The sequence below is a fragment of the Enterobacter cloacae complex sp. SHL012 genome, from assembly GCF_049237505.1.
GTDB lineage: Bacteria > Pseudomonadota > Gammaproteobacteria > Enterobacterales > Enterobacteriaceae > Enterobacter > Enterobacter kobei.
The window spans coordinates 1-23,199 of sequence record NZ_JBMKIZ010000008.1 but is presented as its reverse complement, the minus strand read 5'-3'; the positions used below and the strand labels follow the sequence as shown (position 1 = coordinate 23,199).

Genomic DNA, 23,199 nt, shown 5'->3' with positions numbered 1-23,199 from the left:
AACAAGCATCAGCGGAAGTTTACGTTCTTATCGCTGGTCATGTCATACAGCTGGAACTTACGCCCAAGCTGCTGGCCCCCGTCGCGGGTCAGCGGTGTCCAGCCCACTGCCGCACGGCTGCGGGTTGGGCCTGACGAGAAGAGATCCAGCGGAATGGACACATAGACCCCTTTAGTAAAGTCCCCTTCCCCGTACTCGTCCGGCGAGACGTTGGTGATGGTGGCATAACCGCCCACCACGACGCCGCTGTCGAAGTGTTTGGAGATATCCAGCGTGCCCCCCTTGTCGCCCGCCAGATACTGGCCGACGCTGGCTTTCACCAGTACGTCCTGTGCGAATGATGGTGTCCAGTAGGCGGTCAGATGGCCCGTTTTGACGCTGTAGTCGGTGAACTTCATCATGTCCTGCGCGCTGCGCCAGTCACGCTGTTTCACGTAGTTAGCATCAATCCCAAATGCCCAGTTGCTGTCGACAGGACGGTAAAGCACCTCTGCCCCTGCGCCACCGAACATGGTTTCCAGATATCCGCCGTACACCTGGCCGTAGAAACCGTTGCCGAAGTACTGGAAGTAGTTGGCCTGCAGGTTATTCACGTAGACATCGTTCTGCACGTATTCACGAACGCGAGTTCTTACACGCGGCAGTTTTGAATCGTTCGGCGGGTTGGTGTAGTTAAATTTGTCGTAGTTGTTGGCGATATTGCCGAACAGGCTACCGGTAGTCAGCAGATGGTCGGTGACCCACAGATCTGCCGTCGCCATTGCGCCCAGCTGATACATGTAGAAGTTTTCCGGTCCGCCAACGGACTGGTTCAGCACCGGATCGATATGGAAATCAAAGCGCGACTTGTCGATATACCAGCCTTGCTCGGTGGTGTCTGGCACGACCGGCTCAACGCGTTTTTGCACCAGCTCGGTTTCATGCCCGAGCGGCTCGCCTTCGAGATGGCGCTTGAGGCTGGCAACGTCCGTTTCCGTCGTCACCTGCGGCAGGTTCAGGCGGTTCTCGGTCACGCGGATCGTGCGGATCCCGTCCGGGAGATCGTTCATGACGATCCGGTTGGCGCGCTCGATCCCTTCCCGCGAGTCGCGGTATTTCACCTGCTCGCCGGTGACGTAAAGCGTGTCGCCCTTGGTCTGAATCTTCGGATCCGCCAGACCGGCATTGTATTTCAGCAGCGTCAGCTGATTTGCCACCACGGAGTGCTGCAGAATCGCATCCTGCGGCTCCGGCTGGTAGGCTGGCCGCGCGTTATCATTGTAGTGTGGCCGCATGTCGTTAAAGTTGGTGCGCAGCGTGAAACCAAACATCACGGTATTACCGCGCTCGTAGCTGAGGTTAACGTCGGCCCAGTCGGTGACGCGATAAATGGCGCCGACGTTAAACTTGCTCTTCTGCTCAATCTTCCCGGCGAAATCCTGCGAGTAGTCGTTTCCTTCGTACTCCAGCTTCAGGCGCAATGGCTGCCAGGGGGTCTGGTATTCCACGCCACCGAACAGCGAGGCCGGGCCATGGAACATCTGGTCGCCGTTGATGGAACCCGCTTTCTGGTAACTGTTATCGCGGTAGCAATATTTATCGCTGTAGGTGCAGAACGGGTTTTTGACGTTACCGCTGGTACCGAGATAGCCCCATCCCAGGCCAAGCGAGAAGTCGAACGGCCCCCAGGCCTTGCTGGCCACAATGTATTCCGCATCAAACAGGCCGGTCCCGCCAATATCTTTGGCCCCCACGGACACCTGCGGCATCCAGTAGCTCTCTTCCCACAGGCGCAGCTTGAGGTCGAAGGCTTTATCTTTGTAAGTCTGGTCGCCAGAGAACGCCTCGACGCTGCTGTACTGTTTCGTTCGCACATCGGTGTAGCGCAGCGTGGTTTCAAGCCACGGGAAAAGCTGTACCGAGGCGGAATAGTAGCGGTACTGGTCGTTATCGCGGTAGTTCAGACTGATTTCCCCTTCACGCGCCATGCGCGCGGTGGGCGTTTGCAGTAAACCGACGCCGCCGAAGTCTGACTGAGACGGGCCAATGGGTGCCGGATACGTTTCTGCATGACAGGCGGCGCTTACACAGAGCGCCAGCATGCTGTAGAGATAGGTTTTTTTCATTCTTCCGGTATCCGCTGTGTCAGGGAGTGAAGGATATCGGCGTTAAGCCCGTCATATGCCTTCGTCCAGAAATGGTCGGCAAAACCGACAAAAATGATGCTGCCAGGCATGGGCTCGATATGGCGTTTATTCCAGTAAGCTATCGGCGCTTTTTGCGTGTGCCCGTCAGGGTAAACGACCCAGGCGTAGCTGTTATCGGCACCGCTCAGCAGGCTTTGCTCGTCGAGATAGCTCACCACGTCGCGACCTGGCGTAAAGGGCTTTTTACCCGGGCTGCTGACAAGCCCCATCACGGTCACCGTCGTCGGTTTTACGGGCAGCCAGAGGGTGTACTCCCCTTCAAGGGTTGGGTTGCCCTTTTCCGTGACGCGCACTTCATCGGGATCAAGATTCACCTTCTGGCGGCCAGTCACCTTCAGCGCCTGAAGCTGCTGGCGAATGCTATTGATTGCTGCGGCATCGTCACCGTCTTCCTGCGCCGCCAGACCTGTCAGACGGGCAAGCAGTGCAAGATGTTCTTGCTCTGCCTTAATCGTTGCCTGACGCTCGCCGATCACCGCCCCCGGCCACCAGCTGTTGGCAAGCCTCGGCTGCCCGACGAGATCGAGCAGATGTTCAGCGTTGGTTAACGTTTTGGGTTTCTCGTTGTCCGCCGTGTAGACCTTCACCGTTCCTGCAGACCATGCCGCAGGGGTTGCAAGGCTCGCAATTAGCGCAACGCGGATAATTGTTTTCATGATTTTGCGGCCTTGATCAGCGTGGTTTTCACCGGGAAGAAACCGGCACCGAGATACTGCAGGGACTGACGGATTTGCCCTTCCTCGTCGATCCAGAAGCGGTTATGCCAGGTGGCCTGGTCGGTTGTTACCTCTTCATCCAGCACGCGTACCTGGGTTTCATCGCTCCCCACTTTCACACTGTCGGTGCCAACCCAGCGGAAGGTGGAGTGCGCCGTGGCGTAACGCACCTGCTTGTGTTCAGTCCAGCCCATCGTGCGCGTCCAGCCAGCGCCGTCGGTAATCTGGTTCGGCTTGATCAGCGGATCGGCCGCGATATTGTTCACCTCAAGCAGGTTGTCGCCCCCGAGCAGGGTTTTCACGATACGGCCATGCTGCGTCACGATGGTGGCCTGATCTTGCGTCACCCATTTCTGCTGCCCGTTTTCATCGAAAGCGAGCACCACAAACAGTTGCGGGCCATCATTAAGCTGCATGTACTGACTGGCGTAGGGCATGTTCTGAAGTTCGTCATCGGTCAATTGCACGCCCGGCGTACCGAACAGGCTGTCCCACAGTGAATGACCCAGCCCTTTGGTGGTGGCTGAGCACGCCTGCAACAGCAGGCAAATCAGAATGATTGCAGGTCGCTTCACGACTCTTCTCCGAAGGGGCGAAATAACCACACCGAAGTGTGGTTATGATTAAAACACCCGGTCTTACTGGGTGCTGGTTGTCGTAGTGGTCGTGGTTCCGGTATTGGAGCCATCACCGCCACCGGTTGCCGCCAGCGCGACACCCACGGCTGAACTTACGGCGCTGGTGCTGGCTGCGGTAGAGCTTCCCGCAGACGCAGACGTCGCTGCCGACCCTGCTGCTTCCCCGACCTGGACCGGAGCTGCATAGACAGATGTCGCCGCAAGTGCAGATATGGCAAAAATGCCATACAGTACTTTCTTCATAACAATTTCCCTTCAATGAATGAATGGAGATTTGCCCGAAAAGAAATTCAGGCGGAATCGAGTATACACAACTAAAGCAGCGGGATTACCGTGAGGGGAAATAGGGAATGGGTTTTCGGACTAATGGATAAAATCGAAATGAAAAGCAAATAATTAAAATATATAATCACTAAAAATCAATAATTTATAATATAAGCCCATTATCTTACTTCTACGTATTTTCTTAAAATAAACCGCAGCAATTAACGGGTTAACCGTCTTTTTCGGATTAAACTCACATCCAGAATTTGAGTTAACTAACAGACATCAGGAATTATCCGATAAAAAAATGCCGGCATTTCGCCGGCACATTTTCATAATGTTTTAATTACGCGCGCCAGGCTTTATAGCGGTTAATCAAACCATTGGTCGAGCTGTCGTGGCTGGTGATCGCCTTATCGTCACCCAGCTCTGGCAGAATGCGGTTTGCCAGCTGTTTGCCCAGTTCAACGCCCCACTGGTCAAAGGTGAAGATGTTCAGGATGGCACCCTGAGTAAAGATCTTGTGCTCGTACAGCGCAATCAGCGCACCCAGGCTGAACGGGGTGATTTCACGCAGCAGGATGGAGTTGGTTGGGCGGTTGCCTTCGAACACTTTGAACGGCACAACGTGGTCCAGCGTGGCCGGATCTTTACCCTGATCGCGATACTCCTGCTCAACCACCTCGCGGGATTTACCGAACGCCAGCGCTTCAGTCTGGGCGAAGAAGTTAGACAGCAGTTTTGGATGGTGGTCAGACAGCGGGTTATGGGTAATAGCCGGGGCGATGAAATCGCACGGTACCATTTTGGTTCCCTGGTGGATCAGCTGGTAGAAGGCGTGCTGGCCGTTAGTGCCCGGCTCACCCCAGATGATTGGACCCGTCTGGTAATCCACCGCGTTGCCGTTACGGTCAACGTACTTACCGTTGGATTCCATATTGCCCTGCTGGAAGTAGGCCGCAAAGCGGTGCATGTACTGGTCGTACGGCAGGATCGCTTCGGTTTCAGCGCCAAAGAAGTTGTTGTACCAGATACCAATCAGCGCCAGCAGCACCGGCAGGTTTTTCTCAGGTGCGGTGGTGGAGAAGTGTTTATCCATCGCGTGCGCGCCGGAGAGCAGTTCTACGAAGTTATCGAAGCCTACGGACAGAATGATGGACAAACCGATGGCAGACCACAGAGAGTAACGGCCGCCAACCCAGTCCCAGAACTCGAACATGTTCGCGGTGTCGATACCGAACTCGCCAACCGCTTTACCATTGGTGGACAGCGCCGCAAAGTGTTTCGCCACGTGCTTGTTGTCGCCCGCGGTTTTCAGGAACCAGTCACGCGCGCTGTGGGCGTTGGTCATGGTTTCCTGGGTGGTGAAGGTTTTAGACGCCACCAGGAACAGGGTGGTTTCCGGGTTCACGTTCTTCAGCACTTCCGCGATGTGAGTACCATCGACGTTAGACACGAAATGCATGTTGAGGTGGTTTTTGTACGGACGCAGCGCTTCGGTCACCATGAACGGACCCAGATCAGAACCGCCGATGCCGATGTTTACCACGTCGGTGATCGCTTTACCGGTATAGCCTTTCCAGCTACCGGAGATGATCGCTTCGGAGAAAGCTTTCATCTTTTCCAGCACCGCGTTCACTTCCGGCATAACATCTTTGCCGTCAACGATGATTGGCGTATTGCTACGGTTACGCAGGGCCACGTGCAGCACAGCACGGTCTTCGGTGCGGTTGATTTTCTCGCCGGAGAACATGGACTTGATAGCGTCGGCAAGCTGAGTCTCTTTTGCCAGATCCTGCAGCTTTGCCAGCGTCTCTTCGGTAATGCGGTTTTTGGAAAAATCCACCAGCATCAGGTCGTCGAAGGTCGCGGAGAACTTAGCGAAACGATCGGCATCTTTCGCGAACAGATCCGCGATGGTGACGTCTTTCATTGCATCAAAATGTTTCTGGAGTGCCTGCCAGGCAGCGGTCTGCGTTGGGTTGATGTTTTTCATTAGCAATACTCTTCTGATTTGAGAATTGTGACTGCGGTCGATTGTAGCGCCTGCAAATAAAAATTGTGATGGTTTTTATGCCATTGCCCTGGCCTGCATCAAACACAGGTGAAAAGACCCGAAAAGTATAGCTGCTGAAGTGCCCTCCCGGGCGGCGAATTGTCGGTCAAAAGGGGGTAAAACGGAGCATAAAATATGGCCCTGTTATAAGTCCTGTTTCTCAGGGGTACCCCCCCATAAAAAATCCGCATAATCCCAGCATTGACAGGACCTCCCCCGCATTTTATTTATAGGGCCGTATTTTGCGCCTGCACCTGTTTTCGTTTCACTCTTGTGCCAAGGTCGCTTATTCATTCCCTGACACGAGGTTGTTATGACGAGTTTTGTGGTCGCCAAGTTTGGCGGCACCAGTGTGGCCGACTACGATGCCATGAACCGCAGCGCCGATGTGGTGCTGGCCGATCCGAATACCCGCCTGGTGGTGCTCTCCGCATCCGCTGGCGTGACGAACCTGCTGGTTTCTCTGTCTGAAGGACTGGAAGCGACAGAACGTTTCGTGAAGCTGGATGCACTGCGCAAAATTCAGTTCGACATCCTTGAGCGTCTGCAGAATCCAAACGTGATCCGCGAAGAAGTGGAACGCCTGCTGGAAAATATCACTACCCTGGCAGAAGCAGCGTCTCTGGCCACCTCCACCGCCCTGACCGATGAACTGGTCAGCCACGGTGAATTGATGTCTACCCTGCTGTTTGTTGAAATCATGCGCGAACGTAACGTTCAGGCGCAGTGGTTTGACGTGCGTAAAGTGATGCGCACCAGTGACCGTTTTGGCCGCGCTGAACCGGACGTTGAGATGCTGGCTGAGCTCACCAACCAGCAACTGGCACCGCGCCTGGCTGAAGGCATGGTGGTCACCCAGGGCTTTATCGGCAGCGAAGCCAAAGGTCGCACGACGACGCTGGGCCGTGGCGGCAGCGACTATACCGCGGCTCTGCTGGGTGAAGCTCTGCATGCCACCCGTGTGGATATCTGGACTGACGTGCCGGGTATCTACACCACCGACCCGCGCGTGGTTTCCGCGGCGAAACGTATTGATGTGATCGCGTTTGAAGAAGCGGCGGAAATGGCCACCTTCGGCGCGAAGGTGCTACACCCGGCAACGCTGCTGCCTGCCGTGCGCAGCGATATTCCGGTCTTCGTGGGCTCCAGTAAAGATCCTAAAGCGGGCGGCACGCTGGTTTGCAAGAAAACGGAAAACCCACCGCTGTTCCGTGCGCTGGCCCTGCGCCGTCGCCAGACGCTGGTGACGCTGCATAGCCACAATATGCTCCACTCCCGCGGTTTCCTGGCAGAGGTGTTTGGCATTCTGGCGCGTCACAATATCTCCGTAGACCTCATCACCACCTCCGAAGTGAGCATTGCGCTGACGCTGGACACTACCGGCTCGACCTCCACCGGCGATACCCTGCTGACGCAGTCGCTGCTGATTGAGTTGTCCGAGCTGTGCCGCGTGGAAGTGGAAGAAAACCTGGCGCTGGTGGCCATCATTGGCAACAAGCTGTCGCGCGCCTGCGGCGTGGGCAAAGAGGTGTTTGGTGTGCTCGACCCGTTCAACATCCGCATGATTTGCTACGGTGCCTCCAGCTACAACCTTTGTTTCCTGGTCCCTGCCGATCAGGCTGAGCAGGTCGTGCAGAAACTTCATCAGAATTTGTTTGAATAAAATTCGTTAGCACGTTAAACAATATCGATAAGCCGGGCACAGACCCGGCTTTTTCATAACAAAACAACACGACAATACTGAAAGGAATTCACTATGTTATCCGTTATCACCCGGCTGTTCCCCTTATGGGCGCTGCTGCTCTCTGTACTCGCGTATTACACGCCCGCCACGTTCACCGGTATTGGTCCGTGGGTCGCCACGCTGCTGATGCTGATTATGTTCGGCATGGGCGTGCATTTAAAAATCGACGATTTCAAACGCGTGCTGTCGCGCCCGGCTCCGGTTGCTGCGGGTATCTTCCTGCATTACCTGGTGATGCCGCTCGCGGCATGGCTGCTGGCGATGGCCTTTAAGATGCCGCCGGATCTCTCTGCCGGAATGGTGCTGGTGGGCAGCGTCGCCAGCGGCACGGCGTCTAACGTCATGATCTATCTGGCGAAAGGGGATGTAGCCCTCTCCGTTACCATTTCATCCGTTTCCACGCTGGTGGGCGTGATTGCCACGCCGCTGTTAACCCGCCTGTACGTGGACGCGCATATTCAGGTGGACGTGATGGGGATGCTGCTCAGCATTCTGCAGATTGTGGTGATCCCGATTGCCCTGGGGCTGGTCATTCACCATCTGTTCCCGCGCGTGGTGAAAGCCGTTGAGCCCTACCTGCCTGCGTTTTCGATGGTCTGCATTCTGGCCATCATCAGCGCCGTGGTGGCGGGTTCTGCCTCGCACATTGCTTCCGTCGGTTTTGTGGTGATCGTCGCAGTCGTGCTGCATAACACCATCGGCCTGCTGGGAGGATACTGGGGCGGGAAGCTGTTTGGTTTCGACGAATCCACCTGCCGCACGCTGGCGATTGAAGTAGGGATGCAGAACTCCGGTCTGGCGGCGGCGCTTGGCAAAATTTACTTCTCGCCGCTGGCGGCCCTGCCGGGTGCCCTGTTCTCGGTGTGGCACAATCTTTCAGGTTCGCTGCTGGCGGGCTACTGGTCCGGCAAACCGATTAATGCACAAACGAAAAAAGAAGCGGTGAAACAGGATTGAATTGCTTTACACTGAAGCCTCCCCCTCAGGAGGCTTCAGCAATGGCTACACCACGTTTGACCCAGAAAGACATGACGGAAGCCGAGCAGCGCGAACTGAAAACGCTTCTCGACCGCGCCCGCATTGCACATGGCCGCACGCTGACGAACGCCGAAACCAATCAGGTGAAAAAAGAGTACATCGACAAGCTGATGGCGGAACGTGACGCCGCGGCGAAGAAAGCCCGCAAACTGAAAAAAGAGCAGGCTTATAAACCGGATGCAGAGGCGACCTTCTCCTGGTCCGCCAGCACGTCAACCCGTGGAAGGCGCTAATCAGCGCCCTTTCTTTTTACGACCCGGCTGGGTAAATCGCTTACCGTTACCCGGCTTGCCTCGCCCTTTCTCTTCCGCCTGCGGCGCCTTCACCACCGGGCGTTTAATCGCCTGGGTTTTCGGCTTCGCCTTAGCCTTCGGCTTCGCTTCTGACGACGAGTTTTCGATAAGCCTGAACAGCTCAATCAGCTCGTCATCAGTTAAGTCACGCCACTCGCCCAGCGGGATCCCGGACAGGCTAACGTTCATGATGCGCGTACGTTCAAGCTTCGTCACTTCATAACCGAAGTACTCGCACATGCGGCGGATCTGGCGGTTTAGGCCCTGTACCAGAGTAATACGGAACGCGAAAGGCGCTTCTTTCTTGACCTTACACTTCTTCGTCACCGTGCCCAGGATCGGCACGCCTGCGCTCATCCCGCGGATAAACTCGTCCGTTACCAGTTTGTTTACCGTAACGATGTACTCTTTCTCATGGTCGTTACCGGCTCGCAGGATTTTGTTCACCAGATCGCCATGGTTGGTGAGGAAAATCAGCCCCTGCGAATCTTTATCCAGACGGCCAATCGGGAAAATGCGGCTGCTATGGTTCACGAAATCAACGATGTTGTCTCGCTCACCGTCTTCCGTGGTGCTGACAATCCCAACCGGTTTATTCAACGCGATAAACACCAGGTCTTCTGCATCACGCGGTTCGATGACCTGACCATTCACTTTGACCACGTCGCCAGGCACCACCTGATCGCCGATGGTGGCGCGTTTGCCGTTAAGAAACACGTTACCTTGTTCAATGTAACGGTCAGCCTCGCGACGTGAGCAGATCCCGCTCTCGCTAATGTATTTGTTTAATCGGGTTGATTGAGTTGGCAGCATAGTTTCTCCTGTGAAGGGCGAAATATACCTTACCTTGCGGCTGACAAAAAAGTGTTAGTAACCGTTGATCAAAAAATCGAGTGCATCCCGCAATGAGGCCCGGTCTTGAGTAAGATTGGCGACACGCTCGCCTAACTCTTTTGGCGATATGCCTGCCATCATGTGCATCATAACCACGCAGGGCTTACCCGCTATCTCAACGACAGGGCACACTTTCGCAGGCGGCTGAATGCCTCCCAGGTGGCTAAGCTCAACTGCGGGGGCGACCAGAACATGCTTCATCACATTGGCCACGGGATGCTGCATATTGATTAGCCAGGGATAGGCAGTTTTCCCCTTACCTTCATTCTCATAAGCAAAATATTGCTCCATCAGAACGACCTCTGAAAGTCACTAAAGGAGCCGTTTTCATCAACCCACTGGTTAATAGCCTCGATAGACGCTTTATTTTCTGCTAACCACTCTGCACGCTGATGCGCACGAAACTGCTCCTGTAATGCAGCCGTAAGTACAGCAGAGAGATTAAGTTTAAGCCGTCGCGCCTCTTCAAGGATTTCTGGTGCTAACGACACATTGACTGATTTTTTGATGCCATGAGTAGTGCGCATGAGAACCCCCATCGGTATGCGCATGAATTGGCGAAGTGTAGCGTAATAAACGAGCATTTTCTATTCCCTTAAAAATGTAAGGTCTGCAGCGTAAATGGCGCTTCATAAGGTGTCACGCCTCGCAAAACGGTTTTGCGAGGCGCTTTCAGAGATTAATACTCGTCCCGCTCGTCATCTTCATCCGGCTGTTCCATCACGCTATAGGCCACCGCGCAGAACAACGAGTTAAGACGCTTCATGTCCCCCAGCAGCCCCAGGTGCAGGGAGCTGGTCTCGATACTCTGCACGTTTTGCTGGTGAAGACGCTCAACGTGGGCGTGCGAGTAGCGACGGTTGAGGATGCGGAAGCGATGCTTGTTACGACGCAGGCGGCGCGCGCTCGGCACGTCGCTGGAGAAGAAGACCAGCATCGCCAGCTTCAGGTTGCTCAACAGCTGTTCGTGGAGCGCCTCCAGCTCCTTCAGGCCCTCAATGGAGAATGCCCGACGTGCTGCCAGTGACTTATCTGCAATCTCACTCCCCATACGCTCCACGATATCGGAGGCTTGCTCCAGGTTGAGCGACATCTCGATGATTTCTGCCCAGCGGCGAGACTCCTCTTCCGCCAGTTCATCCTGCGGAATACGCGCCAGATAGAGCTTAATGGCGGTATAAAGCACGTTGATATCGTCCGCCAGCCTGCGCAACTCTTTCTCTTCGCGCGGTTCGCCGTGCATCACCTTCTGCAGCCCTTCGAGCATGGTTTCCATCGCATCACCCATCCGTAGCGTCTCGCGGGCGGCATTCGCCAGCGCCAGCGCCGGGGTATCCAGCGCGGAGGTATCCAGATGCTTCGGTTTCAGGCGCGCATCCAGCTCCGGTTCATCCTGAATGAGTCGTTCGCAAAAGCGGGCCATCGGCCCCGCAAAAGGCACCATCGCCAGGCAGCGCACCAGGTTATAGAAAACGTGGAAATAGATCACCAGCTCCGCTTTCGGCAGCGAGAGGTTATCCATCAGGTTCGCCAGCGGGTGCACAAACGGCAGGATAATCAGGCTACCCACCAGCTTAAACAGCAGGCTGCCGAGCGCCACGCGGCGAGCCGCAGCGTTGGCGGCACTGTTGTTGAGCATTGCCAGCAGGCCAGACCCCAGGTTCGCACCAATCACCAGACATAGCGCCACCGGGAAGGAGATCGCCCCGGCAGCGGTGAGCGTGGCCGTCAGCAATACGGCTGCCAGGCTTGAATAGCTGACGATGGCAAACACCGCGCCAATCAGCGCGTCCAGCATGATGTCACCGGTCAGAGAGGCGAAGATGACCTGAACGCCGTTGGCCTCGGTGATGGGGGTGACCGCCTGCACAATCAGCTCCAGCGCCAGCAGGATCAACCCCAGGCCAATCCCCACGCGCCCAAGCTGCCCGGCACGCGTCTGTTTGCGCCCGAGGAAGAAGATGACGCCAATGAAAATCAGCAGCGGCGACAGCCAGGAGAGATCGAACGTCAGAATACGCGCCATCAGCGCGGTACCCACGTCGGCCCCCAGCACGATCACCAGTGCCGGCGCGAGCGCCACCAGATCCTGTGCCACAAAGGAGGTGACAAGCAGGGTGGTGGCATTACTGCTCTGAACCAGCGCCGTGACGCCTATCCCCGCACAAAAGGCGAGCGGCTTCTTCTCAACGCTGCTGCTGAGAACGGTGCGTAAACGAGCACCAAAGACGCGCATCACGCCGGTACGGACGATATGGGTCCCCCAAACGAGCAGTGCGACTGCGGAGAGCAGATGTAACAGGGTCAGCACGGAAGGTTTTCCTCCTTATCGTTATTCATTTTCCTTAGGTTCAGTATAAGGGTTTAAACGTAAGAAAGAGACAGGGCGCCCCATGAGCGCCCTGTTTGTTGTAAGGAAAAGTGATTTTAGTCGGCGTCGTAGCCGAGATTAGGCGCCAGCCAGCGCTCGACTTCTGACACGCTCATGCCTTTGCGCAGGGCGTAATCTTCGATCTGATCGCGCTGTAGCTGCGCCACGGCAAAGTACTTGCTGTCCGGGTGGCTGAAATACCAGCCGGAAACAGAGGCACCTGGCCACATGGCAAACGACTCGGTGAGTTTCATCCCCGTATGGGCCTCAACATCGAGAAGTTTCCAGATGGTGCCTTTTTCGGTGTGCTCCGGGCAGGCCGGATAGCCCGGCGCCGGGCGAATGCCCTGGTAGTTTTCGCGGATCAGCTCCTCGTTGCTGAGGTTTTCATTGGCCGCGTAGCCCCAGTACACCTTACGTACGCGCTCATGCAGATACTCAGCGAAGGCTTCCGCCAGGCGGTCGGCAATCGCTTTGACCATGATTTTGTTGTAATCATCATGCTGCGCTTCGAATGCCTCCGCCAGCGCATCTTCTTCCAGGCCGCCGGTTACCGCAAAGGCGCCGATATAGTCGGCTTTGCCACTCAGTTTCGGTGCGACGAAATCCGCCAGACAGTAGTTGGCGAAGCCCACTTTCTCCGTTTGCTGACGCAGGTGATGGCTCACGGTCAGCACATGCGTGCGGGTTTCATCGCGGTAGATTTCCACATCGTCACCCACGCGGTTCGCCGGGAACAGCCCCACCACGCCGCGCGGATTGAGGGATTTCTCTGCACTCAGCTTGTCGAGCATGTCATTGGCATCTTTAAACAACCGCTTCGCCTCTTCACCTACCACCTCATCCTCGAGGATGCGCGGATATTTGCCCGCCAGCGACCATGTCATGAAGAACGGCGTCCAGTCGATGTAGTTACGCAGCGTTTCGATGCTGGCGGTGACGTCCTGCACGCCCATACGATGCGCAACCGGCGGGGTATAACTCGACCAGTCAAACGCCAGATCGTTATCGCGCGCCGCCTGAAGTGAAACCGGCGGCGTGCGCGGTTTCTTACGACCGTGCTGGATGCGGACGGTTTCGTACTCTTTGCGGGTGCGCGCCACGAAGTCATCGCGCTGAGTGTCGGAGAGCAGCGCGGACACCACGCCTACGGTGCGCGAGGCGTTCTGCACATAGACCGTCGGGCCGCTGTAGTTCTGTTCGATTTTCACCGCCGTATGCGCTTTCGACGTGGTTGCCCCGCCAATCAATAACGGAATAGTGAAGCCCTGACGCTCCATCTCTTTCGCCACGTTGACCATCTCGTCCAGCGACGGCGTGATCAGCCCGGAAAGGCCAATCAGGTCGGCATTCACCTCACGCGCGGTTTTGAGGATTTTATCCGCCGGGACCATTACCCCGAGGTCGATAATTTCGTAGTTATTGCACTGCAGCACCACGCCGACGATATTCTTGCCGATGTCGTGCACGTCGCCCTTCACGGTGGCGATGACCATCTTGCCGTTGCTGGAGCCTTTCTCTTTGCTGGCCTCGATAAACGGCTCCAGATAGGCCACGGCCTGCTTCATCACGCGGGCAGATTTCACCACCTGCGGCAGGAACATTTTTCCCTCGCCGAACAAATCGCCGACCACGTTCATGCCGTCCATCAGCGGGCCTTCGATCACCTCAATCGGGCGAGCTGCCTGCTGGCGCGCTTCTTCGGTGTCCTGCTCAATAAACTCGGTGATGCCTTTCACCAGCGAATATTCCAGACGCTTTTTCACGTCCCAGGAACGCCACTCGGCCTGCTGAACGTTGGCCGATTCATCCGTTTTGCTGCCGCGGTATTTCTCCGCGAGGTCCAGCATGCGCTCGGTGGCGTCGTCGCGACGGTTAAGGATGACATCTTCTACCGCGTCGCGAAGCTCGGCAGGGAGGTCATCGTAAATCGCCAGCTGGCCGGCGTTTACGATCCCCATGTCCATCCCGTTGCGGATGGCGTAGTAGAGGAACACGGCGTGGATCGCTTCACGCACCGGGTCGTTGCCGCGGAACGAGAACGACACGTTCGACACGCCGCCGGAGATTAACGCATGCGGCAATTCACGTTTAATGTCTTCACATGCGCCGATAAAGTCCTGGGCATAGTTGTTATGCTCTTCAATCCCGGTCGCGACGGCGAAAATGTTCGGGTCGAAGATGATGTCTTCCGGCGGGAAACCCACCTCTTCGGTCAAAATCTTGTACGCGCGGCGGCATATCTCAATTTTACGCTCGCGGGTATCCGCCTGGCCCACTTCGTCGAAGGCCATGACCACCACGGCAGCACCGTAGCGGCGGACCATCTTCGCGTGGTGGATAAAGATATCAACGCCCTCTTTCATCGAGATAGAGTTGACGATGCCTTTACCCTGAATGCACTTCAGCCCTTTTTCGATGACTTCCCATTTGGAGGAGTCGATCATGATCGGCACGCGGGCAATGTCCGGCTCGCCGGCAATCAGGTTGAGGAAACGCACCATCGCCGCTTCGGCGTCGAGCATCCCCTCGTCCATGTTGATATCAATAATCTGCGCGCCGCTTTCCACCTGCTGGCGGGCGACGTCCAGCGCTTCGCTGTACTTCTCTTCTTTAATCAGGCGCTTGAACTTCGCGGAACCGGTAACGTTAGTCCGCTCCCCCACGTTCACAAACAGGCTGTCGTCGCCAATGGTCAACGGCTCGAGACCAGAAAGACGACAGGCAACGGGAAGCTCAGGCAGCTTACGCGGCGGAAGCCCGGCCACGGCGTTGCTCATGGCGGCAATGTGTTCCGGCGTGGTGCCGCAGCAGCCGCCAACAATGTTCAGGAAGCCAGATTCAGCCCACTCGCGGATTTGCGCCGCCATGGTGTCGGCATCCAGATCGTATTCACCAAAGGCATTGGGCAGACCGGCGTTCGGGTGCGCGGTGACATAACACTCTGCGATGCGCGATAACTCCTGCACGTACTGGCGCAGTTCATCTGGCCCCAGGGCACAGTTCAGGCCAAAGGAGAGCGCTTCCGCGTGGCGCAGGGAGTTATAAAACGCTTCGGTGGTCTGGCCGGACAGGGTACGGCCGGAGGCGTCGGTAATGGTGCCGGAAATCATGATCGGCAGGTCAACGCCCAGTGCCTCGAACTCCTCTTTCACCGCGTAAATCGCGGCTTTGGCGTTGAGGGTGTCGAAAACCGTTTCAATCAGGATCAGGTCGGAACCGCCTTCCACCAGCGCTTTGGTCGATTCACGGTAGGCAGCGACCAGCTGGTCAAAGGTGATATTACGAAATGCCGGGTCGTTGACGTCCGGTGAGATTGATGCGGTGCGGTTGGTTGGGCCAAGCACCCCGGCAACGTATCGCGGTTTGTCCGGCGTGCGGGCAGTCCATTCATCTGCGCAGGCACGAGCCAGTTTAGCCGCCTCAAAGTTGATCTCCGCCGACAGGGATTCCATCTGGTAATCCGCCATGGCGATGGTTGTCGAGTTAAAGGTGTTGGTTTCAACGATATCCGCCCCTGCCTCGAAGTAGGCATTGTGGATATCCTTAATGACGGACGGCTTGCTGAGCACCAGCAGGTCGTTGTTACCTTTCAGATCGCAAGGCCAGTCAGCGAAGCGTTCACCGCGGAAATCGTCTTCACTCAGACGATAGCCCTGGATCATCGTGCCCATGCCGCCGTCCAGCACCAGAATTCGTTCATTTAACTGCGCACGCAGTTGCTCTACTTTGCTGCTCACACTTGCTCCCGACAACGCTCAACAAGGCCAAAAGGCTGCGTTCCATACTGGCACAATCTCGCAGGGTGGAAAAGTCACACAGCGGTAACATGAGACATGTTCACCATCACTCCTCCGATCAGTCAGGATAACGGTTGCAAAATCACCAAATAAAACGAAAATGATTTCCACGATACAGAAAAAGGAGATCGTCATGGTCGCGACCGTTCCCGCCAAACGCGGCAGAAAACCTGCTGCCACCCCCGCAGCACAACCGAGCGGACAGGTACAATCGCTCACGCGCGGTCTGAAGCTGCTGGAGTGGATAGCCGAGTCGCACAGCAGCGTGGCCCTGACGGAGCTGGCCCAGCAGGCTGGCCTGCCGAACTCCACCACGCACCGCCTGCTGACCACTATGCAGCAGCTGGGCTTTGTCCGCCAGGTCGGCGAGTTGGGACACTGGGCGGTGGGCGCACATGCCTTTATCGTTGGCAGCAGCTTCCTGCAAAGCCGCAATCTGCTGGCGATTGTCCATCCGATTCTGCGCAAGCTGATGGAAGATTCCGGCGAGACGGTAAACCTGGCGGTGCTTGATCAGAGCGATCATCAGGCAATCATTATCGATCAGGTGCAGTGCACGCAGCTGATGCGTATGTCCGCGCCGATTGGCGGTAAGCTGCCGATGCACGCGTCCGGGGCAGGAAAAGCGTTTCTGTCTCAGCTCAGCGAAGATCAGGTGACAGGGCTGCTGCATCGTAAAGGGCTGCACGCCTATACCCATGCCACGCTGGTTTCGCCGGTGCATCTGAAAGAGGATCTGGCGTTAACCCGCAAGCGTGGCTATTCATTTGATGATGAAGAACATGCTTTGGGTCTGCGCTGTATCGCGGCCTGTATCTTTGACGAGCACCGCGAGCCGTTTGCCGCCATCTCTATCTCCGGGCCGATTTCGCGCATGACCGACGACCGCGTTACCGAGTTAGGTGCGCTGGTGATTAAGGCGGCGAAAGAGGTGACGCTGGCGTATGGTGGGATTCGTTAAAATTGAGTGCGGCCTGATGCCCTCACCCCGGCCCTCTCCCACAGGGAGAGGGAGAAAAGCGGATGCAAAACCGCTGCTTGCGGCGGTAAGCGTACACATCTTCCACATGCCCGTTTTTGATCCGCGTTTGCAGCCCACGCCAGTAGCTGGCACGAAAAAGGTCGGCGTGCATCTCTTCAAATAGCGGCCCGATGCGCGGGTCGGCGCACAGCCAGTGGCGAAACTCTTCGGGAAAGACATCGCCCGGCGAAACGCTGTACCACGGTTCACCAGACAGTTCATCTTCCGGGTAACGAGGCGGCGGGATATCGCGGAAATTCACTTCGGTCATGTAACAAATCTCGTCGTAATCATAAAACACCACTCGCCCGTGGCGCGTGACGCCGAAGTTTTTAAACAGCATATCGCCCGGAAAAATATTGGCTGCGGCAAGCTGGCGAATCGCGTTACCGTATTCTTCTATAGCATCGCGCAGCGCCTGACCCTCGGACTGCTCCAGCCAGATGTTCAGCGGCACCATGCGGCGCTCGATGTAAAGATGGCTAATCACGATTTTGTCGCCAAGATCGGTGATTTTCCCCGATGCTTCCTTGAGCAAAAGCGCCATCAGCGCCGGGTCGATCTGTTGTTTATCCAGCACAAAGTTTTCGAATTCCTGAGTATCCGCCATACGTCCGACACGGTCATGCTCTTTGACCAGCTGATAGCAGGCACGGACGTGCGCGGCGGTCATCTCTTTCTGCGGCGCGAAGCGGTCTTTAATGACCTTAAATACGCGGTCGAACCCCGGAAGCGTAAATACCAGCATCACCATGCCGCGAATGCCGGGCGCTTCGATAAACTGTTCATCTGCGGTGGTGACATAACGCAGGTATTCCCGATAGCTTTCCGTTTTAGCGTGCTTCTGACAGCCAATCGCCATATACAGCTCGGCGGTGGTTTTGCCCGGCAGGATCTCCCGCAGCCATTCCACCAGCGCGGCAGGCAACGGTGCGTACACCATGAAATAGGAGCGGGCGAAGCCAAATACAATGCTGGCCTCGGCGCTGGTGGTCAGGCAGGTATCGACAAACAGTTCCCCGTCATCTGTGCGATGGATGGGGAGCAGAAACGGTACGATGGCCGATGGCGTGACCAGTTTTCCTACCAGCCAGGCGGCTTTATTGCGATAGAAAAGCTCGTTGGCAACCTGCAAGTGGCTGCGGCCGAGCAACGCCTCGCCGAAGGTTTCGCGCAGGTGGGTGTGGATATATCCTATATCCCGGGTTTTATTCTCCCAGGGCAAACGCAGCGGCAAATCGGTTAGCACACGGTGCAAAAGCTTCTCCCACCCGCGTTCCGGGAAGAAATCTTTCGCCAGCGGACGTGGGATAGCACGAAATCGTCGTTCAGGCTGAGAGCTGAAGATAAATAACCGCTCGGGAGATAATGAGCGGTGGTCAAATAACCGGCAATAGACGGAGTTGAAAAAGCTCTCCGCAATCTCGAAGCGCGGATAGTCAGGTAATAAATGGGTGTAGTGCTCTTTCACGCGCAGTAAAAAGTCCGCATCCGGGCTTTTACCATCGGTAATACAGCGCAACTGCTCCACCACCAGACCCACGTGGTGGTCATAAAGGTGAATACGCTGCTTCATGGCCTGCTGAACCGCATGCCAGTCTGCATGTTCGAAGCGCTGTTGCGCACCGGATGTCACTTCAAGAAAACGACCATACTGGGCATCGAAGCCCTGCAAAATAGTTTGAGCAATCAGTAATTCCAGGCCACGCGACATATCTTCCCCCTCACCCCAACCCTCTCCCCGAGGGGGGAGAGGGGGAAACGATTAGAACTGTGCTTCTTCGGTTGATCCCGTTAAGGCGGTGACGGAGGAGGCACCGCCCTGAATGATGGTGGTCACGTTGTCGAAGTAGCCCGTACCCACTTCCTGCTGGTGAGAAACGAAGGTATAACCCTCTTTTCCGGCGGCGAATTCTGGCTGCTGAACCTTCTCGACGTAGTGCTTCATGCCTTCACCCTGCGCATAAGCATGTGCAAGGTCGAACATGTTGAACCACATGCTGTGGATACCCGCCAGGGTAATGAACTGGTACTTGTAGCCCATGTCAGAAAGCTGCTGCTGGAAGCTGGCGATGGTTTTATCATCCAGATTCTTCTGCCAGTTGAAGGACGGCGAGCAGTTATAGGCCAGCAGTTTGCCCGGATATTTCGCATGAATGGCATCGGCAAAACGTTTTGCCAGCGCCAGATCCGGCGTGGAGGTTTCACACCAGACCAGGTCGGCGTAAGGGGCATACGCCAGGCCACGGCTGATCGCCTGTTCGATGCCTGCATGGGTACGATAGAACCCTTCGCTGGTGCGCTCACCGGTAATAAACTCGCTGTCGTACAGATCGCAGTCAGAGGTGATCAGGTCAGCCGCATCCGCATCGGTACGGGCAATGACCAGCGTCGGCACGCCGAGCACGTCTGCCGCCAGACGCGCGGCAACCAGTTTCTGAATCGCTTCCTGGGTCGGAACCAGCACCTTACCGCCCATGTGTCCGCACTTCTTCACTGATGCCAGCTGATCTTCGAAGTGAACGGCCGCTGCACCGGCCTCAATCATTGATTTCATCAGCTCGAACGCGTTCAGCACGCCGCCGAAACCCGCTTCCGCATCCGCGACGATCGGCAGGAAGTAGTCAATAAAGCGCGGATCGTTGGGTTCGATGCCTGCCGCCCACTGGATCTGATCCGCACGGCGGAAGGTGTTGTTGATTCGATCAACCACCGACGGCACGGAGTTCGCCGGATAGAGGGACTGATCCGGATACATACTGGATGCCAGGTTGGCATCCGCCGCAACCTGCCAGCCGGAAAGATAGACAGCCTCAATACCGGCCTTCGCCTGCTGCAGTGCCTGACCGCCGGTCAACGCCCCGAGGCTATTGATATAACCCTTTTTGGAACCACCGTGCAGCAGCTTCCACATTTTCGCCGCGCCATTTTGCGCCAGCGTGCATTCCGGATTGACCGAGCCGCGTAATTTCACCACTTCTTCCGCGCTGTACGGACGACGAATGCCTTCCCAGCGCGGTTGTGTCCATTCTTTCTTCAGTTCTTCGATTTGTTGGGTACGGGTTTTCATGTGCAGATGCTCCATATTGTTATGTGGTGAGTTACGCCAGGAAGCGGTAGCCCGGCAGGGTCAGGAAGTCGATTAAGTCATCTGAGGTGGTGATTTGTTCCATCAGGCGTGCAGCATCGTCAAAACGTCCGCTGCTGAAGCGGTGTTCGCCCAACTCGTCCTGGATCACCCGCATTTCTTCGGCCAGCATCTGGCGGAACAGGGCTTTGGTGACCGGCTTGCCGTTGCTGAGCGTTTTTTGATGATGGATCCATTGCCAGATAGAGGTGCGGGAGATTTCCGCCGTGGCGGCATCTTCCATCAGGCCGTAGATCGGCACGCAGCCGTTGCCGGAGATCCAGGCTTCGATGTACTGCACCGCAACGCGAATGTTGGCGCGCATGCCCTCTTCCGTACGTTCACCTGCACACGGTGCCAGCAGCTGTTCTTCAGCCGTTGGCGCATCCTCTTCGCGCGTAACAAAGAGCTGATTTTTATTGTCACCGAGTACGCGGTTAAAGACCTCCATTGCCGTGTCTGCGAGGCCCGGATGGGCGATCCACGTTCCGTCATGACCGTTACGCGCTTCAAGCTCTTTATCGGCCTTCACTTTGTTGAGCACCTGATTGTTACGCTCCGCGTCTTTGCTCGGAATAAATGCCGCCATGCCGCCCATCGCAAAGGCACCGCGCTTGTGGCAGGTTTTGATCAGCAGGCGCGAGTAGGCGCTCAGGAACGGCTTATCCATAGTGACGACCTGACGATCGGGCAGTACACGATCGGGATAATTTTTCAGGGTTTTGATATAGCTGAAGATATAGTCCCAACGCCCACAGTTCAGGCCGACGATGTGGTCACGCAGGGCATGCAGAATTTCGTTCATCTGGAAAACCGCAGGCAGCGTTTCAATCAACAGGGTGGCTTTGATGGTGCCACGTGGCAGGTTGAAACGATCTTCTGCATAACTGAACACGTCACTCCACCACGCCGCTTCCTGCCAGGCCTGCGTTTTTGGCAGATAGAAATAGGGGCCGCTGCCTTTTGCCAGCAGGTTTTTGTGGTTGTGGAAGAAATAGAGCGCGAAATCAAACAGGCTGCCGGGAATGGCTTCCCCACGCCAGGTGACGTGTTTTTCAGGCAGATGGAGACCGCGTACGCGACAGATCAGCACCGCCGGATTCGGTTTAAGTTGATAGATTTTCCCGGCTTCGTTGGTATAGCTGATGGTGCCGTTCACGGCGTCGCGCAGGTTGATTTGCCCCTCGATAACCTTACGCCAGTCCGGTGCCAGCGAGTCTTCAAAATCAGCCATAAAGACTTTAACGTTCGCGTTCATGGCGTTGATCACCATTTTGCGTTCTACCGGACCGGTGATCTCAACGCGGCGATCCTGTAAATCTTCAGGAATACCACGAATTTTCCACTCACCACGGCGAATGGAAGCGGTTTCCGAAATAAACCCAGGCAACTTGCCATCGTCAATTTCCTGCTGCTGGTGAATGCGTGCTGCCAGCAGCTTATTGCGCTGCGGCGTAAAGCGGGTCACCAGTTCAGTCAGAAATTCGACCGCCTCTGCCGTCAATATTTGCTGTTCTTGTTCACCATGCGGCTGGGTAAAGGCCAGTTCGTCGACCGTCGTTGCCTGTTGAGTCATTACTCTGTTCCTCATCAAAGATCTAAAATCACGCCCCCGATGCGAACGAAAGATCGTTGTGTAGTTTTCGCTCAGCAGAATTAAGACTATCTCTATTTTTTCCAAAATCAAAAACAATTTCCATTTTATTTTATTTATAACGTTAACTCCTTGATCAGTATGAAATTAAAGTTTTTCTCAATGTTGAGTAGAATTTCGGAAATAAAAAAGGCACCCGAAGGTGCCTGATGCAAACAGCTGAAACGCTTTAGGATCGTTTAATGCAGAAGATTACTCTAGCGTCGGATTCATGTGTCGCAGATCGTATGGCGTGATTTGGTAGACGTAATAGTTGAGCCAGTTAGTAAAAAGCAAATTCCCGTGGCTGCGCCAGGTTGCTCTCGGTTTGTTTTGTGGATCGTTTTTCGGGAAATAGTTGTACGGCACATCCGGATTAAGACCCGCTTCGACATCACGGAAATACTCTGACGCGAGGGTATGCGGATCGTATTCAGGATGCCCGGTTACAAAGGCAATGCGCTTATCTTTGCTGGCAAACAGGTATGCATCCCCCTCTTCCGTTTCGGCCAGGATCTCCAGATCGGTGTAATCACGGATCAGCTGCGCCGGGAAATCGGCATAGCGCGAATGCGGCGCCAGAAACGAATCATCAAACCCGCGCGTCAGCAGAGCATGTGGATGAAGAATGTGGTGTTCGTATACGCCGGAGAGCTTTTCAGTGCGGGTTTGTTTAGGGATACCATAAAGAATATTCAGTGCCGCCTGTACCGCCCAACAAACAAACAAGGTGGACGTGACGTGATCTTTTGCCCACTCCAGGACCTGTTTGATCTGCGGCCAGTAGGCAACATCGTTAAATTCAACCAGACCGAGCGGTGCGCCGGTCACAATCAGGCCGTCGAAGTTTTCCCCCTGAATGTCATCGAAGTTACAGTAAAAGTTGTTCAGGTGCTCAGAAGGCGTGTTGCGTGACTCGCGCGCATCGATCCGCAGCAGCTGAATATCGACCTGCAGCGGAGAGTTTGAAAGCAGACGCAGGAACTGATTCTCTGTTTCAATCTTTTTCGGCATCAGGTTGAGAATAAGAACCTTCAGCGGGCGAATTTCCTGAACTGTTGCGCGTGAAGCCGTCATCACAAAGACGTTCTCTTCACGTAAGAAATTGACGGCTGGTAGCTCGTCCTGCACCCGAATCGGCATATCGTTGAATCCTCAAAGCATACGTATAAACGTTTAGACATCCAGACAGCTAACAATACCGAGATCCGGCCTGAATGTCGAGTCTGCAAGAGGAAGGTGAGAAAGTTTCAAGGAGAGGAATAAAGCCCAAAAGCAAAAAACCCCGCACCTTACGGTACGGGGTTCTTCTATTTGATGCCTGGCAGTTCCCTACTCTCACATGGGGAGACCCCACACTACCATCGGCGCTACGGCGTTTCACTTCTGAGTTCGGCATGGGGTCAGGTGGGACCACC

At 55.6% G+C, this 23,199-nt stretch carries 18 protein-coding genes and 1 rRNA gene; 4 read left to right on the top strand and 15 right to left on the bottom strand.

The annotated features are described in order from the left end of the window. Nucleotides 1-8: 8 nt before the first annotated feature. The 5 genes from ACOTY9_RS19835 to pgi form a co-directional block, all read right to left on the bottom strand. Nucleotides 9-2,105 (bottom strand): YjbH domain-containing protein, encoded by a 2,097-nt coding sequence (locus ACOTY9_RS19835; RefSeq protein ID WP_014882099.1) that lies wholly within the window; start codon nucleotides 2,103-2,105, stop codon nucleotides 9-11. After that, nucleotides 2,102-2,842: a capsule biosynthesis GfcC D2 domain-containing protein gene (locus ACOTY9_RS19830; protein ID WP_196347746.1), complete on the bottom strand. Its 741-nt coding sequence runs from the start codon at nucleotides 2,840-2,842 to the stop codon at nucleotides 2,102-2,104. Before ACOTY9_RS19830 ends, ACOTY9_RS19835 begins: the two co-directional genes overlap by 4 nt. Then, entirely contained in the window at nucleotides 2,839-3,477 is a 639-nt protein-coding gene (locus ACOTY9_RS19825) for a YjbF family lipoprotein (RefSeq protein WP_047028145.1), read from the bottom strand. The genes ACOTY9_RS19830 and ACOTY9_RS19825 overlap by 4 nt, the downstream gene beginning before the upstream one ends. A gap of 63 nt (nucleotides 3,478-3,540) precedes the next feature. Continuing rightward, a complete protein-coding gene (yjbE, locus tag ACOTY9_RS19820) occupies nucleotides 3,541-3,783 on the bottom strand; it encodes an exopolysaccharide production protein YjbE (protein WP_003860341.1) in 243 nt (80 codons plus the stop codon). 367 nt (nucleotides 3,784-4,150) lie between these two features. After that, complete coding sequence (gene pgi, locus ACOTY9_RS19815; protein WP_196347745.1) at nucleotides 4,151-5,800, bottom strand: glucose-6-phosphate isomerase; 1,650 nt, start codon at nucleotides 5,798-5,800, stop codon at nucleotides 4,151-4,153. A gap of 373 nt (nucleotides 5,801-6,173) precedes the next feature. Here pgi and lysC point away from each other — a divergent pair, with 373 nt between their 5' ends. The 3 genes from lysC to ACOTY9_RS19800 all read left to right on the top strand — a co-directional run bounded on the left by lysC (nucleotide 6,174) and on the right by ACOTY9_RS19800 (nucleotide 8,875). Continuing rightward, the gene (lysC, locus tag ACOTY9_RS19810) at nucleotides 6,174-7,523 is read left to right on the top strand and encodes a lysine-sensitive aspartokinase 3 (protein WP_023331779.1); all 1,350 of its coding nucleotides are present in this window, start codon (nucleotides 6,174-6,176) and stop codon (nucleotides 7,521-7,523) included. Between the two features lie 93 nt (nucleotides 7,524-7,616). Next, on the top strand, nucleotides 7,617-8,561 hold the full coding sequence (panS, locus tag ACOTY9_RS19805) for a ketopantoate/pantoate/pantothenate transporter PanS (RefSeq protein ID WP_045135510.1): 945 nt from the start codon (nucleotides 7,617-7,619) through the stop codon (nucleotides 8,559-8,561). 41 nt (nucleotides 8,562-8,602) lie between these two features. Then, nucleotides 8,603-8,875 carry a DUF3811 domain-containing protein gene (locus ACOTY9_RS19800; protein WP_014882093.1) on the top strand — a complete coding sequence of 91 codons (273 nt, stop codon included), beginning with the start codon at nucleotides 8,603-8,605 and terminating at the stop codon, nucleotides 8,873-8,875. Here ACOTY9_RS19800 and rluF read toward each other — a convergent pair whose 3' ends face one another. The 5 genes from rluF to metH form a co-directional block, all read right to left on the bottom strand. Then, nucleotides 8,876-9,748, bottom strand: coding sequence for a 23S rRNA pseudouridine(2604) synthase RluF (rluF, locus tag ACOTY9_RS19795; RefSeq protein ID WP_032637776.1), 873 nt, complete (start codon nucleotides 9,746-9,748; stop codon nucleotides 8,876-8,878). It abuts the gene before it with no gap. 54 nt (nucleotides 9,749-9,802) lie between these two features. Beyond that, a complete protein-coding gene (locus ACOTY9_RS19790; protein WP_348566080.1) occupies nucleotides 9,803-10,120 on the bottom strand; it encodes a CcdB family protein in 318 nt (105 codons plus the stop codon). Then, complete coding sequence (locus tag ACOTY9_RS19785; RefSeq protein ID WP_014830260.1) at nucleotides 10,120-10,413, bottom strand: type II toxin-antitoxin system CcdA family antitoxin; 294 nt, start codon at nucleotides 10,411-10,413, stop codon at nucleotides 10,120-10,122. Before ACOTY9_RS19785 ends, ACOTY9_RS19790 begins: the two co-directional genes overlap by 1 nt. A gap of 95 nt (nucleotides 10,414-10,508) precedes the next feature. Beyond that, nucleotides 10,509-12,140: a Na/Pi cotransporter family protein gene (locus ACOTY9_RS19780; protein WP_014882089.1), complete on the bottom strand. Its 1,632-nt coding sequence runs from the start codon at nucleotides 12,138-12,140 to the stop codon at nucleotides 10,509-10,511. 116 nt (nucleotides 12,141-12,256) lie between these two features. Then, nucleotides 12,257-15,940 carry a methionine synthase gene (gene metH, locus ACOTY9_RS19775; RefSeq protein ID WP_421637394.1) on the bottom strand — a complete coding sequence of 1,228 codons (3,684 nt, stop codon included), beginning with the start codon at nucleotides 15,938-15,940 and terminating at the stop codon, nucleotides 12,257-12,259. 193 nt (nucleotides 15,941-16,133) lie between these two features. On the opposite strand from metH, the gene iclR reads away from it, so the two are divergent. Then, nucleotides 16,134-16,961 carry a glyoxylate bypass operon transcriptional repressor IclR gene (gene iclR, locus ACOTY9_RS19770; protein ID WP_014882087.1) on the top strand — a complete coding sequence of 276 codons (828 nt, stop codon included), beginning with the start codon at nucleotides 16,134-16,136 and terminating at the stop codon, nucleotides 16,959-16,961. Nucleotides 16,962-16,983: 22 nt separating this feature from the next. Here iclR and aceK read toward each other — a convergent pair whose 3' ends face one another. From aceK to rrf, 5 genes are all read right to left on the bottom strand, one after another. Beyond that, entirely contained in the window at nucleotides 16,984-18,735 is a 1,752-nt protein-coding gene (gene aceK / locus ACOTY9_RS19765) for a bifunctional isocitrate dehydrogenase kinase/phosphatase (protein ID WP_058690161.1), read from the bottom strand. Nucleotides 18,736-18,786: 51 nt separating this feature from the next. Beyond that, nucleotides 18,787-20,091, bottom strand: coding sequence for an isocitrate lyase (gene aceA, locus ACOTY9_RS19760; protein ID WP_348566081.1), 1,305 nt, complete (start codon nucleotides 20,089-20,091; stop codon nucleotides 18,787-18,789). Nucleotides 20,092-20,122: 31 nt separating this feature from the next. After that, nucleotides 20,123-21,724 carry a malate synthase A gene (gene aceB, locus ACOTY9_RS19755; RefSeq protein WP_014882084.1) on the bottom strand — a complete coding sequence of 534 codons (1,602 nt, stop codon included), beginning with the start codon at nucleotides 21,722-21,724 and terminating at the stop codon, nucleotides 20,123-20,125. 270 nt (nucleotides 21,725-21,994) lie between these two features. Then, nucleotides 21,995-22,924 (bottom strand): homoserine O-acetyltransferase MetA, encoded by a 930-nt coding sequence (gene metA / locus ACOTY9_RS19750; RefSeq protein ID WP_023331771.1) that lies wholly within the window; start codon nucleotides 22,922-22,924, stop codon nucleotides 21,995-21,997. A 176-nt stretch (nucleotides 22,925-23,100) separates the two neighbouring features. Then, nucleotides 23,101-23,199: ribosomal RNA gene (gene rrf / locus ACOTY9_RS19745) — 5S ribosomal RNA — on the bottom strand; the annotation flags it as partial.